Annotated in this window: 10 protein-coding genes; 6 read left to right on the top strand and 4 right to left on the bottom strand. The window is 59.0% G+C overall.

Annotated features, from left to right (window positions below; genetic code table 11):
* Positions 1-14: 14 nt before the first annotated feature.
* Positions 15-1,625: a glycine--tRNA ligase gene (locus tag PSR62_RS02410; protein ID WP_274408317.1), complete on the bottom strand. Its 1,611-nt coding sequence runs from the start codon at positions 1,623-1,625 to the stop codon at positions 15-17.
* A 109-nt stretch (positions 1,626-1,734) separates the two neighbouring features.
* A complete protein-coding gene (locus PSR62_RS02405; RefSeq protein WP_274406240.1) occupies positions 1,735-2,661 on the bottom strand; it encodes a tetratricopeptide repeat protein in 927 nt (308 codons plus the stop codon).
* Between the two features lie 207 nt (positions 2,662-2,868).
* Here PSR62_RS02405 and lpxD point away from each other — a divergent pair, with 207 nt between their 5' ends.
* The 6 genes from lpxD to PSR62_RS02375 are packed head-to-tail and all read left to right on the top strand — an operon-like array spanning position 2,869 to position 8,581.
* Positions 2,869-4,011: a UDP-3-O-(3-hydroxymyristoyl)glucosamine N-acyltransferase gene (lpxD, locus tag PSR62_RS02400; RefSeq protein WP_274406239.1), complete on the top strand. Its 1,143-nt coding sequence runs from the start codon at positions 2,869-2,871 to the stop codon at positions 4,009-4,011.
* Between the two features lie 51 nt (positions 4,012-4,062).
* Positions 4,063-5,037: an LpxI family protein gene (locus PSR62_RS02395; RefSeq protein ID WP_274406238.1), complete on the top strand. Its 975-nt coding sequence runs from the start codon at positions 4,063-4,065 to the stop codon at positions 5,035-5,037.
* Between the two features lie 4 nt (positions 5,038-5,041).
* Positions 5,042-6,049 carry a 4-(cytidine 5'-diphospho)-2-C-methyl-D-erythritol kinase gene (locus tag PSR62_RS02390; protein WP_274406237.1) on the top strand — a complete coding sequence of 336 codons (1,008 nt, stop codon included), beginning with the start codon at positions 5,042-5,044 and terminating at the stop codon, positions 6,047-6,049.
* A gap of 9 nt (positions 6,050-6,058) precedes the next feature.
* Positions 6,059-6,766 carry a SpoVG family protein gene (locus PSR62_RS02385; RefSeq protein ID WP_274406236.1) on the top strand — a complete coding sequence of 236 codons (708 nt, stop codon included), beginning with the start codon at positions 6,059-6,061 and terminating at the stop codon, positions 6,764-6,766.
* Entirely contained in the window at positions 6,759-7,076 is a 318-nt protein-coding gene (locus tag PSR62_RS02380; RefSeq protein WP_274406235.1) for a hypothetical protein, read from the top strand. Before PSR62_RS02385 ends, PSR62_RS02380 begins: the two co-directional genes overlap by 8 nt.
* On the top strand, positions 7,073-8,581 hold the full coding sequence (locus tag PSR62_RS02375; RefSeq protein ID WP_274406234.1) for a methyltransferase RsmF C-terminal domain-like protein: 1,509 nt from the start codon (positions 7,073-7,075) through the stop codon (positions 8,579-8,581). The genes PSR62_RS02380 and PSR62_RS02375 overlap by 4 nt, the downstream gene beginning before the upstream one ends.
* A 31-nt stretch (positions 8,582-8,612) precedes the next feature.
* Here PSR62_RS02375 and PSR62_RS02370 read toward each other — a convergent pair whose 3' ends face one another.
* Together PSR62_RS02370 and PSR62_RS02365 are read right to left on the bottom strand one after the other, a co-directional pair.
* Entirely contained in the window at positions 8,613-9,110 is a 498-nt protein-coding gene (locus PSR62_RS02370; RefSeq protein WP_274406233.1) for a hypothetical protein, read from the bottom strand.
* Positions 9,107-12,970 (bottom strand): S1 RNA-binding domain-containing protein, encoded by a 3,864-nt coding sequence (locus PSR62_RS02365; RefSeq protein WP_274406232.1) that lies wholly within the window; start codon positions 12,968-12,970, stop codon positions 9,107-9,109. Before PSR62_RS02365 ends, PSR62_RS02370 begins: the two co-directional genes overlap by 4 nt.
* Positions 12,971-13,175 lie beyond the last annotated feature (205 nt).

Raw genomic sequence — 13,175 nt, 5'->3', positions numbered from 1 at the left:
GACGCCCCACCGAATCAGGTGGACGCTTTCATTCGCGACTGGATCTCGGAGACAACGTCGTCGATCTTGACGCGGGTTTGTTCCAGCGAGTCGCGGTCGCGAATTGTGACGGTTTTGTCCTTCAGCGAATCACCATCGACGGTGATGCAGTACGGCGTTCCGGCTTCGTCCTGACGACGGTACCGTCGACCGACCGCCCCCTTTGCGTCGTAGAACACGTTGTAGTGTTCCTTGAGCGCGCCATAGATTTCCTGGGCGACTTCTGGCATCCCATCTTTCTTGACGAGTGGGAACACAGCGGCCTTGATCGGAGCCAATCGCGGGTCCAATTTCATGACCGTCCGAGTTTGCATCTTGCCGTTTTCGTCCGGTGCTTCGTCTTCGGTGTAGGCTTCGCACAGGAATGCGAGGGCGGCCCGGTCCGCACCTGCGGAGGGTTCGACCACGTGCGGCACGAATTTTTCGTTCGTGATGTCGTCACGGTAGGCAAGGTCTTTGCCGCTGCCGCGATACTTCGGTTTTCCGTGCTCATTCAGTTCGACCGTCATCGGATTGGTTGACGGATCGAGCTTGCCTTCCATGTGGCTGCGGAGATCGAAGTCGCCCCGGTGAGCGATTCCTTCCAGTTCGCCGTATTCGCCTTCGGGCAAGAATGGGAACGCGTACTCAATGTCGGCTGTACCGACGCTGTAGTGAGCCAATTCCTCGGTGTGGTGCTCTCGCATGATCAGCGATTCACTGGACAAACCGAGCCCGATGTACCAAGCCATCCGGCGATCTCGCCAGTACCGGTACCACTCCTGGGATTGATCAGGATGGCAGAAAAACTCGATTTCCATTTGTTCGAATTCACGCGAGCGGAACGTGAAGTTACGCGGCGTGATTTCGTTGCGGAAGCTCTTGCCCGTTTGGCCAATTCCAAACGGAATGCGGACGCGTGAGCTGTCGACGACGTTTTTGAAGTTGACGAAGATCCCTTGCGCGGTCTCTGGACGCAGGAAGGTCGTGTCCTCCTCGCCGCCCAACGCACCCAAGGTGGTTTTGAACATCAAGTTGAATTCACGAGGCTCGGTCAGCGTTCCGAGTGTTTTCGCATCGGGAGCCAGGACATTGTCCGTCGAATCGAGCTTGTCCAGCGTCAGCGATTCCTTTTCGATGGTCAGTTCGTCCGCGTTCTTGGCGCGAAGTTTGAAGAATTTCATCCCGCGACGACGCACTTCGTCTTCTTCTTGCTCGATTTCGGCGAGCGTTGAAACGAAAATTTTCTTGTCCTGGTATTCCACGAATCGGCCACGCACCTGATCAAAGCGATAGCGTTTCTTCGATTCGCGACAATCCACCATGTGATCGTGGAACAAATCGTAGTGACCGCTGCACTTCCAGACTTGTGGGTGCATGATGATCGTGCAATCCAGGCCGACCATTTCGAAGGTCGAGGGAGCACCAGCGGGCGTCACCAATTCGTTGTGGCCCGAGATCATGTCGTGCCACCACGCATCCTTGAGGTTGCGTTTCAGCTCCACTCCCAGCGGCCCGTAGTCCCAGAAGCCTTGGACACCGCCATAAATTTCGCTGGATTGGAAAAGAAAACCGCGTCGTTTGCACAACGACACCAGGGCGTCCATTGATTTCATGAGAATCGGGCAGGCAATCGAGGAGTGAAGGGAAATCCGACCCTACATTGTCCTCAAAATCGTTCGCTAGCCTATCCCACTGGTCCTGACGCAGCGACATTCAATAGCGAGACGAGCCAAATCCGGCGGGAGCGGCCATTTGGGTGCCGCCCGCATTGAAGGACGCGGCGTCGCGAGTCGAGTTGATTTGACGACTCAGTGCAGCCACACGTTCGCTGACCATCGCTCCATTGGGGCCTAAAACGCCTCCTCCCAGAGCCAGAGCACGCTGGTAGTTCTGCAATGCCTGAACCGGGTCGTTGCTGGCTTCTCGCAAACGTGCCAGTGCCAGCCACGCTCGAGCGTTGTTGGCGTCTTGTTGCACCGCATCTTCCAAGTACTTCAGTGCTGTCTGAGGTTCGCCGTGCTCTTCGTAAAGGCGAGCCAATTCGATGCGTGGTTCGGCCAAAGCAGGGTTTTGAGCGGCCCAGTTTTTCAGCAGCGTGAAAGCTCGGTCAGGACGTCCTGAGTCGACCAGCAAAACGGCCAGTCCGCGATGACAGTCGATGTGATTGGGATCGTGATCCAAGCATTGGTTGTAAAGAGCCTCACTTTGACGGATCAAATTGGGATCTTGTCGCTGATTCCCGAGTCGGTGCGAGGTGGCCGCCAAGTTGTAGTAGCCATCCGCATCCGTCGGGTCCGACGCGATCGCCTTTTGGAATTGCTCCATCGCCGCCGTGTATTGGCCTTGGTTGTACAGAGCCGCTCCCTGAGTGTTCTGACTTCCTGCGGCCCATTGGCATCCTGTCAGGGAGGCGAACAGCGTGCCGACGATCAGCGAGGCGGTCAAACACCCCCAAATCGTCCACCGACTTTGGCGAACGGGCTGAGCAGCCGTGTCCGCAGAGTGGCTCTCGTCCGGGTTGAAAACCCGCAGACCATTCGGATTCGCTGTCGACGCTTCATGAGCATGCGACCGCGTGCCAACCGAAACCGGGGAGGCGGGCGAGGGAGAGAAATCGTTGCGAAGAGCAGGGCTGGGCATCGTTAGCGACTGGGTGCTGGAGCCATTCGGAAAACGCGCAGGTTGAACACCACCGCGCGTCATGCAGCCCTGTACTAGTCCTTTCTGACGAACCGTCGCAAGACCGACGATTCACGTTGCGTCAATTTGTAGGTTGCCGCTACAAGGAAGCGACCCACCGATCCGGACCCGCACCTCGACACACGTCACCGAAAAAGGATTTTTCAAATGGCGTCTTCCAATGGACTGTCTCTGCAAGAAATCGCCGACTTGGTTGGCGGTCAATTGCTCGATTTCAGCGATTGCACCCCAAACAACTCCGATTCGTCGCAGGACGCCGCGCAGGGGAAATCTCCCAGCGACGAAACCTCTGCGATGATTTGCACGGGTGCCGCTCCTCCGGTCGAAGCGGGGCCTCAAGAAATCACGCTGATTGATCACGCCAATCACGTGGACCAATTGTCGAAAAGCAACGCGTTCGCGGTCATTGCTCCGGAATACGTCGCCGCGTCTCCCATTCGGCTGCAAATTTTGGTGGGTGATCCTCACGCAGCCTTCACTCAAGTGGTCAGCCACTTTCGTCCTGCCCTGGGCAACTCGATGCCAGTCAGCGGGATCGACCCGACTGCCAAGATTGACCCGAGCAGCGACGTGCATCCTTCGGCTGTCATCGGTGCGGACGTTGAAATTGGTCCCGGTTGCTACATTGCACCGGGAGTCACCATCGCGGCGGGATGCCAGGTCGGTGCCCATTGCACACTGCACCCCAACGTGACGCTCTACGCGTACAGCCAACTCGGCGAACGCGTCACCTTGCACGCCGGCACCGTCGTGGGGGCACATGGCTTTGGATACAAAATGGTCGATGGACGCCACGTGCCCACCGCGCAGCTTGGGTATGTCGTGATCGAAAATGATGTGGAAGTGGGAGCCAGTTCGACGATCGATCGTGGCACTTATGGCGCCACACGAATTGGTGAAGGCACGAAGATCGACAATCAAGTCATGATCGCTCACAACTGCCAAATCGGTCGTCACAACCTATTGTGCAGCCAAGTCGGGATCGCAGGGAGCTGCACGACCGGCGACTACGTTGTCCTGGCCGGACAAGTCGGATTGAAAGACCACATCGCGTTGGCGGATGGCGTGATCGTGGGTGCTCAAGCCGGTGTGATGGATGACCTGGCACCCAACCAAGTTTACTTGGGTTCACCCGCCACCCCCCAACGCGATCAGATGCAGATCATGGCCGTCCAGCGCAAACTGCCTGAGATGCGTCGCGATCTCAAACGATTGACGCAACAACTCAACCGGTTGTCCGCCGCTGCCGAAAATCAGCCAGCAGACGCTGGCCATCGAAAAGCTGCCTGAGCGAATTTCGGTTCCCGCAACCTTGCGACTGTCATGAGCCTTGCGCCCGCTATGAGAAATGTCTCCCCCGACCCAACCGCTGTTCACGATGCCGGCGGCACGGACCTTCGTGCCCCCGTCGATCGAGATGTGCCCCAGGGTGCACCCGTTGGTTTGATCGCGGGCTGGGGACGTTTTCCGATTTGCGTGGCGGAAAAACTGAAAGCCCTTGGGCATCCGGTTCACTGCGTTGCCATCACGGGACACGCCGGCGAAGAACTCAACGACCTCTGTGACAGTGTCTTGTGGTCAGGTGTCGGGCGTTTTGGTGGTCATCTTCGGTACTTCAAACGCAACGACGTCCGCCACGTGACGATGGCAGGCAAACTGTTCAAATCGGACCTGCTTTACAGTGGTTCGGTTTGGATTCGCCACACACCGGACTGGACGTGCATCAAAACCTTTTGGCCTTGTTTGTTTGGTGCACGCCGAGACGCACGCGATGACCGACTGCTCGGCGCGGTCATCGACACTTATGAGAATCACACCATGAAAATTTGCTCCGCCACGGACTTGGCTCCTGAACTGCTCGCGAAAACGGGGCAGCTGACACGCCGAAAACCCTCGCCGGCAATTCAGTCCGACATTGCCGCAGGCTGGCAAATTGCCAAGACCATGGGCGGACTGGATATCGGCCAAGCCATCACGATCAAGGACGGCACCATCATCGCCGTGGAAGCGATCGAAGGCACGGACGCCTGCATCGCACGTACCGGCGAATTGTGCCGTCGTGGTGGTTGGACATTGGTCAAAGTCAGCAAGCCAGAACAAGACATGCGGTTCGACGTGCCAACGGTCGGTCCTCAAACCATCCAGCGCGTCCACGAAGCAGGCGGGGCGGCGATCGCGATCGAGGCCGACAAAACAATCTTGCTCGACAGCGAGGAAACCATCGCACTGGCGGACCGCCTGGGGATCGCTTTGGTCGCAATGGCCTCTGCTGATCCGATGGAAACCCAACTGCCATCTTCTCGAAAAGCAGCCTGAACACGTGACTGAATCTCGCTGGTATCACACGTCGCCGCCCGCCAAACTCAACCTCTTCTTGGAACTGTTGGCGCGTCGCGACGACGGTTTCCATGAACTGGATACCGTGATGATCGCGATTGATTGGCGAGACGAACTTCGCCTCCGCCGCACATCGCAACCTGGCGTCCGACTGTCGGTCGATTGGATTCCTGATCGAGCCGCCGTCGCCAACGAGTTGCAGGTCAAGGAAGAGGACGAGCTTTTGTTCATTCCGACCGATGACAAAAACCTGGTCGTCCGTGCGCTCAATCGCCTGAGCGAGGCTCTCTGCCTGGACGGGGGCTGGGAAGTCCAGCTGAACAAGAACATTCCCAGTGGCGCGGGAATGGGAGGTGCCAGCAGCGATGCCGCTTCGGCGTTGCAATTGGGATGGGAAGCGGCCAGCGAAACCCATTCGAAAATGCCAGCCACTTCCAAACGCGAACTGCTTTTGCCCCTGGCCGCCGAAATCGGCAGTGACGTTCCCTTTTTCTTTGGGGGACCCAGTTTCGGTGGGGATCCAAGGGCAAACGAAGGCATCCAATGCGCTCGTGCAACGGGTCGTGGTGAGAAATTGGAGTTCTTCCGATTAGCCAATCCACTGCACGCAGTCGTCATCTACCCAGCGGCAAGTGTTTCGACCGCAGAGGTTTATTCTCGCTGCAGCGTCCCCGATTCACCCCATTCCAGCGATGATTTGGTGCTCGCATTGCAAGGAATGCCTGCCGAAACCACGTTTTCATTGCATAACACCTTGGAAGCGCCCGCACGCGGGCTTTCATCGCGCATCGATCCCGCCCTAGAATGTCTGTCGAAGGCTGGACTGACACATTGCCACATGACGGGCAGCGGTTCGGCTTGCTTCGCTTTGGCAGACTCGTCGCAACAAGCAGCACTCGCTGCGGAAACACTGCGTTCGACTTTTCCAGGTGGCGCATTGATCCGACCGGTTATGAGTTGTGTGGTGCCGTCGGAGATCCACATCGCATAAGGGGACGTCGTGGAAATTACCGAGATTCGCATCAAGCTGATGGAAGGTTCGGAGGACCGTCTGCGGGCGTTTTGCTCGATCACCATTGACCAATCGTTTGTCGTTCGTGATCTGAAAATCATCGACGGAACGAGCGGTCCCTTCGTTGCGATGCCCAGTCGCAAACTGACGGGGCACTGTGGGAGATGCAGTTCCAAGAATCACCTGCGCGCAGCCTATTGCAATCACTGCGGCGCCAAACTGAGCGGCCACAACGCCAATTCGCCTCAAAAGCTGTATGCGGATGTCGCACACCCGATCAACAGCGAATGCCGCGAAATGATTCAGCAGGCAGTGATCGAAGAATTCGAAGCGGAACTGGATCGATCACAACAGCCTGGATACCGGAGTCGTTACGAAGACGATTTTGATGCTGGCGATTATGACGAAGCGGACTACACAAGTTCCTCCACGGACGAATCCAAACCAGCCTCCAGCACCGATCCGGTCACCAGACCCACGATCGAGGATGATGCGGACACCTTGATCGTTCGGGGCGAACAAGGCGACGAGCAACGCATCCCACAACCTCACCTGCATCGTCGCGGCGGTGGGTCTCGCGGTTCGACTGTGACAAACTCGCCCAACCGTGATGCTGGAGGGGCCCAACCGGATCGCTCCTCGCAAGCGAGTTCGGAACCGTTCGATGATTTTGGGTCTGGCATTTTCGATGGCTGAAGCTGATTCCGTCTCCCAACCCGAACCAAGAACGGCTTCCTCCCATTCGCCTCGCCCACAGGTCAGCATCGCGGTGTCGTTGCTGCTGGTTCTAATCAGTGCGTTCTTCCTGGCGGGTTTGTTTTATGCTTCGCGAGTTCCCAGTGTTCAAACGGACATCGCGATTTGGGTTGGTGCACAGCCTCCCGAGGACGAATCCGGCAGCCTCTCGCAAGTCATGTTCATCATGTTCACCTTCACCTCGCCACTCATGATCGCAATCACGCTGTCGTTTGTGATGTCCGTCTGGAACAAGATCACAAGAACGTGAGTCGATCTCGAAAAGGCCCGAAGAAAGCCAGCCGCAAATCGCAGGCATCCTCCAAACCTTCCGCCAATCGCAAGCCCGTGGCGCTGACGGCGGAACAAGTCTCCTCAGCGATCGCCCCGATTGAATTGCCAGCCGCTGAACTGGAGTGTTTGGCAGCGGCAATGAGCCAGCGTCATGCGAATGTGATGCGAGTCCGTCGAGACCGCGCCCCGGCATTTCGCTTGCAACCAAACAGCAACGGCCCTGGTTCGCGAACCGATGTGCCTTGGTATCCGCTCGCCGTCGCGATTCCGGATGGTTTTCACGCCTCGCGTTCAATCGACTTTGCCGCGGGGGAATTTTATCTGCAAGACGCGGGGTCACTGCTTGCACTCGCGGCCGCGGAAGCTCACACGGACTCACTTGCCGGGCAGTTGGTTTGCGATCTCTGTGCGGCCCCCGGAGGGAAAGCAACCGGATTGTTGGAAGCAATCGGAGTCGATGGTTTCCTGCTTGCCAACGAACCGATTCGTTCCCGGATCGCGCCGCTTGCGTACAACCTGTCACGAACCGGATCGGATCGTTACGCCATCAGCTGCGAAGACCCGGATGGCCTCGCGGAAAAACTACCGGGCGTCTTCGACACCATTTTGATCGATGCACCCTGCAGTGGCCAAGCCTTGCTGTCACGTGGCCGGCAATCCAAGGGGGCCGTGAACGAGTCGATGGTCGCCACCAACGCGGCCCGCCAACAACGAATCCTGGCAGCGGCGCATCAGCTTCTGCGTCCCGGAGGCACGATTGTCTACAGCACGTGCACCTTTGCGGTGGCCGAGAATGAGGACCAAGTGGACTGGATGACCCGTGAATTGGGGATGCAACCGTCACCGGTCGAAGCCTTGAGCGCCTACCAAAGCTCGCTCACCGAATGCGGCTATCGAGTGTGGCCACATCGCGATGGTTGCGCCGGCGCATTCGCAGCACGCTTGAAGAAACCGGGGGACGCTGATCCTTCCGAAGACTCAGCCGAGTTCGTCGAAGATCCCTGGCTGCTTCGCCGAGGCGTTCTGCAGTCCGAGCAACCTCTCGATCTCGCCTGCGATGAATTGCTTCAAACGGTTTTGGGGACTTCCTCGGAACCCAGCGACGGTGAAGATTCAGTGCTGTTGCGACAGCGCGACTGGATCGCAGAGGCGTTTTGCAAAGGTGCACCCGAGTGGGTCAAGCAAGCCTGGACGATTGGCCCGGAAGTGGCCTACCGAACCGGTCAGACCTGGAAGCCGTCTCACGCTTGTGCCCTGAGGCACATCGATGACGAGTTCACGCAGGGGGCGGGACGCATCGAATTGGATGACGCCCAAGCGGCGACCTACTTGGCGGGAGGCACGGTTCCGACGGACCGCCGTGGCTGGCAGATCGTGCAGCATCTCGGTCGTCCGCTGGGCTGGGTCAAAGCCGATGGACGGATTGGCAAGAATCACCTGCCGACGCACGCTCGCATGCAGGTGGCACCCACGAACCGCTGAGACATTCAGCAGCGGTGATGGCGGGTGACGCTCAAGACGTTGAGCTTTTCGCGGAATACATTTCGGCGTACTCGATCGCCCACGCGTCGATCAATTGGCTGAATTCTTCTGATTCCACGTCCACGATTTTGGCGTAGTGCGTGCGATTGAAAAGTTCACGGTTCATCACCGTGCCTTTGCCTTTCAAGTCCAGCACTCGTAAATCGCTGTAGGGCCGAATGACCAATTCCAAGCGGCTGTACAGGTTCGTACGACGTCCGGCATCGAGTCGTAAATCGTCGCGGTAACACGCCGCTCCCCACCCCTCTTCGCCAAAGACCGATTCGTAGCGAAACCCGGGAAAGTGATCTGCGACGCGGCGCACAGCCGCTTCAATTTGTTCTGACAGAGACAAACGATACGACGTGTGAAGCCGCTTCAAGTCCTCCTCTGACATCTCCTTTTTCCGTTCCTGCGAAGCTTCATGCTCCGCACGGCGGCGTCCGCGAGCGATGGCCGATTCCAATCGAGACTGAAAATCGTCGCTCATTCGTCTCCCTCAGGAGCGGATGGTGAGGCGGGTGCCTCTGCTTTGGGTGCGGCCGGTGGGTCCGTCGGAGGTGTTTCGGCTGGTTTCACTTCCGCTGGCTTCTCGGCGACTGGTTGCTCCGCAGCAGGCGGCTTGGCAGCTGGTTTCTTGTCCGCTGGAGGAGTCGTTTGGCCTTTCTCCTTGCTGAACATTTGCATCAGATCGCCGAAGGATCGCATGGGCTCATCGCCTTTGGCCATTGCATCGCTGATCTGTGGCTTTTCAGGGTCTTTGCCGATGACTTCGTAGACTTCTGGTTTCTTCGGTCCGCGACCGCGTCCGCCTCTGCCTGCATCGCGTCCACCGGGACGACCGCCTGGCTTGCCGCCGCGTCCGCCCTGAGCACCGCGGCCTTGGCCTTGGCCACCACGAGCTTGCCCGCCGCGTTGACCACCTTGGCCTGAACCGCCGGACGGCGTGCCTCGACCGCGTGGTGCCGACTCAGATCGCTGACCTTGTCCGCCACCCTGTCCGCTCGCTTGGGTACCCGACTGAGCGCCTTGGGCACCGCGTTGTCCGCGACCACCTTGGCCGCCTTGACCACGTCCGCCGGGGCCGCGACCGCGTCCACCGCGATCGTTCTGGCGACGGGCTTCCAAAGCCGCTTCGCGTTCAGGCGAGATCGCACTCAAAGCAACCCGGCGACGCTTCGCATCGGTTCCGGTTACCCAGGCGGTGATGACGTCACCAACCTGAACAGCTTCGTGCAAATCCTCAACGAAATTGTCGGAGATCCGGCTCACATGGATCAGTCCGCTGCAGTCGGGTGACAATTCAATGAACACACCAAATGGCATCACGCCAACGACCACGCCGATGACTTGGTCACCTGGTTTGAGCTCAGCGAGCGATGGCATGGCCGTCATCACGGCGGGTGACTCACCTTCGGAGGCACCTTCTCCAAACGGATCGCACAACCAGCGAACCAGTTGATGCGAACGACGCTTTCCGATTTGCCATTCTTTGATCAGTTTGTCGACGGCGGCCCGTTCGGGCATTGGGCGACGCACGGGTTCCGGCGCGGCGGGAGCCTCTGCTTCCGCCTTGGCTTCGGTGGCACCCTCGGTGGGCTCACCATCGCTCGGAGCAGCTTCTGAATCAGCGGCAGCTTCCGATGCGGGGGATTCTTCTGAAGCAGGTGTTTCAGATTCCTCGGCACTGGATTCGGCGGCAGGCTGTTCGCTGGCGGTGTCGTCCGATGCGGGCGTCTGGGCAGCGGGTGCGTCGGAGGATTCCGTCGCGGATTCCGCTGACAGCTCCGCGGTGGTTTCACTGGCCGCAGCGTCTGGCTCTGCGTTTTCGGGAGTGGCCGATTCTTCGTTGGCAGCGACTTCTTCACTGGCAACTGCTTCTTCGCTGGCAGCTGCTTCTTCGCTGGCAGCTGCTTCTTCGCTGGCAGCTGCTTCGCTGGCCGTTTCCACCGGGGCCTCGGTGCTGGTGACCACAACGGGTTCGCTGTAATCGGGCAGTTCGTAGGCTGGCGGCCGATCCGGAGGCAGTTCGATGTTCAGGGCCGTCGCGAGTTTTTTCGCGAGCGGATAGTCGTCGGGATGAATCAATGTGCCATCGAGTGTTTCTTCACTGGCAAAGACTCGCAGGAATGGCATTGCCTGGCGAGAGTTGACAACGGAAGGCCACTCAATCGCGGTCGCCAACTCTTCGCGGGAAGCGATCAGCTTCTCACGACGACGTTCGTCAATGGCTTGGGAGATTTCCGACGTGATGCCTGGCAGACGCTGCATCCAAGTCGTTGCGGTCGAGTTGACATCGACGCCACCGCGGGCTGCGCCGCTGACCATCACGTCTTCCAGTGCCGACAAGACGGCGTCGTCCGACAATTCGCGTTGGAACGAACCGAGTCGCAATTTCAGCGGGTCCACTTTGACAAGTGCCTGAGCTGGTTGCATGGCCGAGAACGCGATCCACGCCGCCGCACGGAAACGACGTGGCGTCGATTTCATCTCTTGATCGCCGGCAGGACCACCTGCATAGGCGTCTGCACCGCTGCGATCAGCGAGCGTCCAACGCACTGATTTGTCAGCGGATTGCTTGATCAGTTCGCCAACTGCGATCATGCAAGCCCGGCGGGCGGGACCGTTGCTGATCACGATCAAATCGACGTGATGAGCATGGATCAGTTCGCCCATCTTGGTCACGGCCAGCGTCCGCATGGCGGCAGACAGCTGACATGGGATGTCTTCGCTGTGCAGCAGTCGACCGTCCGAAGAAACGATCGAAGTGGCAGCGGTACGAGGCCCAACGGCATCGATCGACATCACCACTTTGGCTTCGACGCCGCCGCGATTGATTTGCGAGTGCAAGTTGTCAGCGGCGATGGCGACCAATCGTGAAGAAGCCTGCTCTTGCAATTCATCCCACCACGCGGCTTCCGCGGCGTCGCGAATGATCGCTTCGTTTTCGAGCACCAACCCGGACAAGCGATCCGCCAAGGGGCGGTTGAAGCCGGCGGCGGTCTTTTGCAGTTCCGCGACCAATTTTGCGGCGTCGTAATCAAACGCACACTGAGCGACTTGGCTTCGCAGGGCTCGGCCCAGCATGACCAATTGGAAAGAGCTCAGCTTGTTGGCAGGCATGCTCTTGCCAGCCAACGGCTTCAGCGTGCTGACCAACCAACGGCGGCGACGCTGACGCGGGGAGATTTTCTTGGACTTCTTGGGCTTCGCTTTCGCGGGCGCTGCCTTGGCTGCAGGAGCCGTCTTGGTCACCGACTCAGCGGGTTTGTCCGTTCCGGCGGGCGTTTCCGAATCAGCGGACGCTTCAGAACCAGCGGGTTCCGTCTGTTCAGCAGCCGTGGCATCCGCAGTGGATGCTTCCGCAGCAACAGGTTCTGTGGTGGCGGTCGCTTCGGTTTCGGTGGAGTCCGAATCCGCAGCGGGTTGCTCGCTAGCAGGTGCCTCTGCGGTTTCCGCCGGCGGAGCTTGTTCGCTGCTGGCTTCGGCTGCGCTGGCTTCGACTGTGCTGCTCGCGTCGGGTGCTGCGTCCTCGGAGGCCGCGGCCTCGGGGGCAGTTGCTTCGGGGGCTGGCGTTTCGGCCTCAGGAGCAGCTTCAGCGGTCTCAGCCGGGGCTTCCACAGCCGGTTCCGCCGCAGCGGCGGCTGGCTGTGCTTCTGCAGCGGCCTCGGAATTCTGATCTTTGGGCTGCGAATCCGATGAATCGGCTTCGGATTGAATGTGAGGATCGTGAACTTCCATCACGCGAATTTTCGCGTTGCGTGAAAGCCAACGCACCGCGGCGCCCATGATTCGTGGGTCGCCGATCAATCGCTTGGCGATGGTCGCGTCCAGTTTTGCCAACGCACCGTCAACATCCGCTGGGGTGCTGTCCGTCGCGGGGGCTTCGTCTTCCGCCGCGGTTGCTGTTGCGATGGGCTCGGCGGCCAAGGCTTCCGCCAGGCTCTTCAGGTCTTCGCCGTCGCCTTTTTGCGGGTTCAGAGCACGAACCGCCAAACGCTGCACAAGACCCGCTGATTCACTGGATTCTAGTTTGACGCGGCGACTCAGGCGATCGAGCAGTCTTTTCGACTGAGCATTGCCAACGGCTCGGCCAATCGCAGGATCGACCAACGGGGTCTGCTGCCAAGCGGCTTGCAGATCCGCTCGGTACTCGTCCAGCACTTTCTGGGTTCGCACGGCATGCGCGAGGTTCCAAAGACTGGCCTCGTCGATGTCGCCGAGCTCGTCACGGCGGTACCGCGAAAGGAAAGGAGGCGTGTAACCTTGCTCAATCAGTGGCAGGGCCAGGCGTAAACTCGAGACCTCGCATCGCCCGCGTTGGGCGATTGCGTCCAGATCAACAGTCATCGGATGTCGGTCGCTTTGCTAGCATCGTGGGGCGATTCGAATGCGCGCGTGGCAAATCTCTCTTACGAGTGATGAGCCATCGGTCAAGACAATGCGGCGATCGAATCGAAAGAAACGGTTGAGATTGAATCGTAAGCGTCATTCACCATCGCAGATGAAGCCACATTGAGGCGGGTCGAAACACCACCACCAAGTCAGCGTCGCG

The sequence above is a fragment of the Rhodopirellula sp. P2 genome (assembly GCF_028768465.1).
In the GTDB taxonomy this organism is placed as follows: Bacteria; Planctomycetota; Planctomycetia; order Pirellulales; family Pirellulaceae; genus Rhodopirellula.
The sequence above is the reverse complement of the archived record's forward strand: the minus strand, read 5'-3'. Positions and strand labels throughout refer to the sequence as shown.

Coding starts and splice junctions, on each gene's coding strand:
- PSR62_RS02410 (WP_274408317.1), bottom strand. CDS start 1,625: ATGGACGCCCTGGTGTCGTTGTGCAAACGACGCGGTTTTCTTTTCCAA.
- PSR62_RS02405 (WP_274406240.1), bottom strand. CDS start 2,661: ATGCCCAGCCCTGCTCTTCGCAACGATTTCTCTCCCTCGCCCGCCTCC.
- lpxD (WP_274406239.1), top strand. CDS start 2,869: ATGGCGTCTTCCAATGGACTGTCTCTGCAAGAAATCGCCGACTTGGTT.
- PSR62_RS02395 (WP_274406238.1), top strand. CDS start 4,063: ATGAGAAATGTCTCCCCCGACCCAACCGCTGTTCACGATGCCGGCGGC.
- PSR62_RS02380 (WP_274406235.1), top strand. CDS start 6,759: ATGGCTGAAGCTGATTCCGTCTCCCAACCCGAACCAAGAACGGCTTCC.
- PSR62_RS02370 (WP_274406233.1), bottom strand. CDS start 9,110: ATGAGCGACGATTTTCAGTCTCGATTGGAATCGGCCATCGCTCGCGGA.
- PSR62_RS02365 (WP_274406232.1), bottom strand. CDS start 12,970: ATGACTGTTGATCTGGACGCAATCGCCCAACGCGGGCGATGCGAGGTC.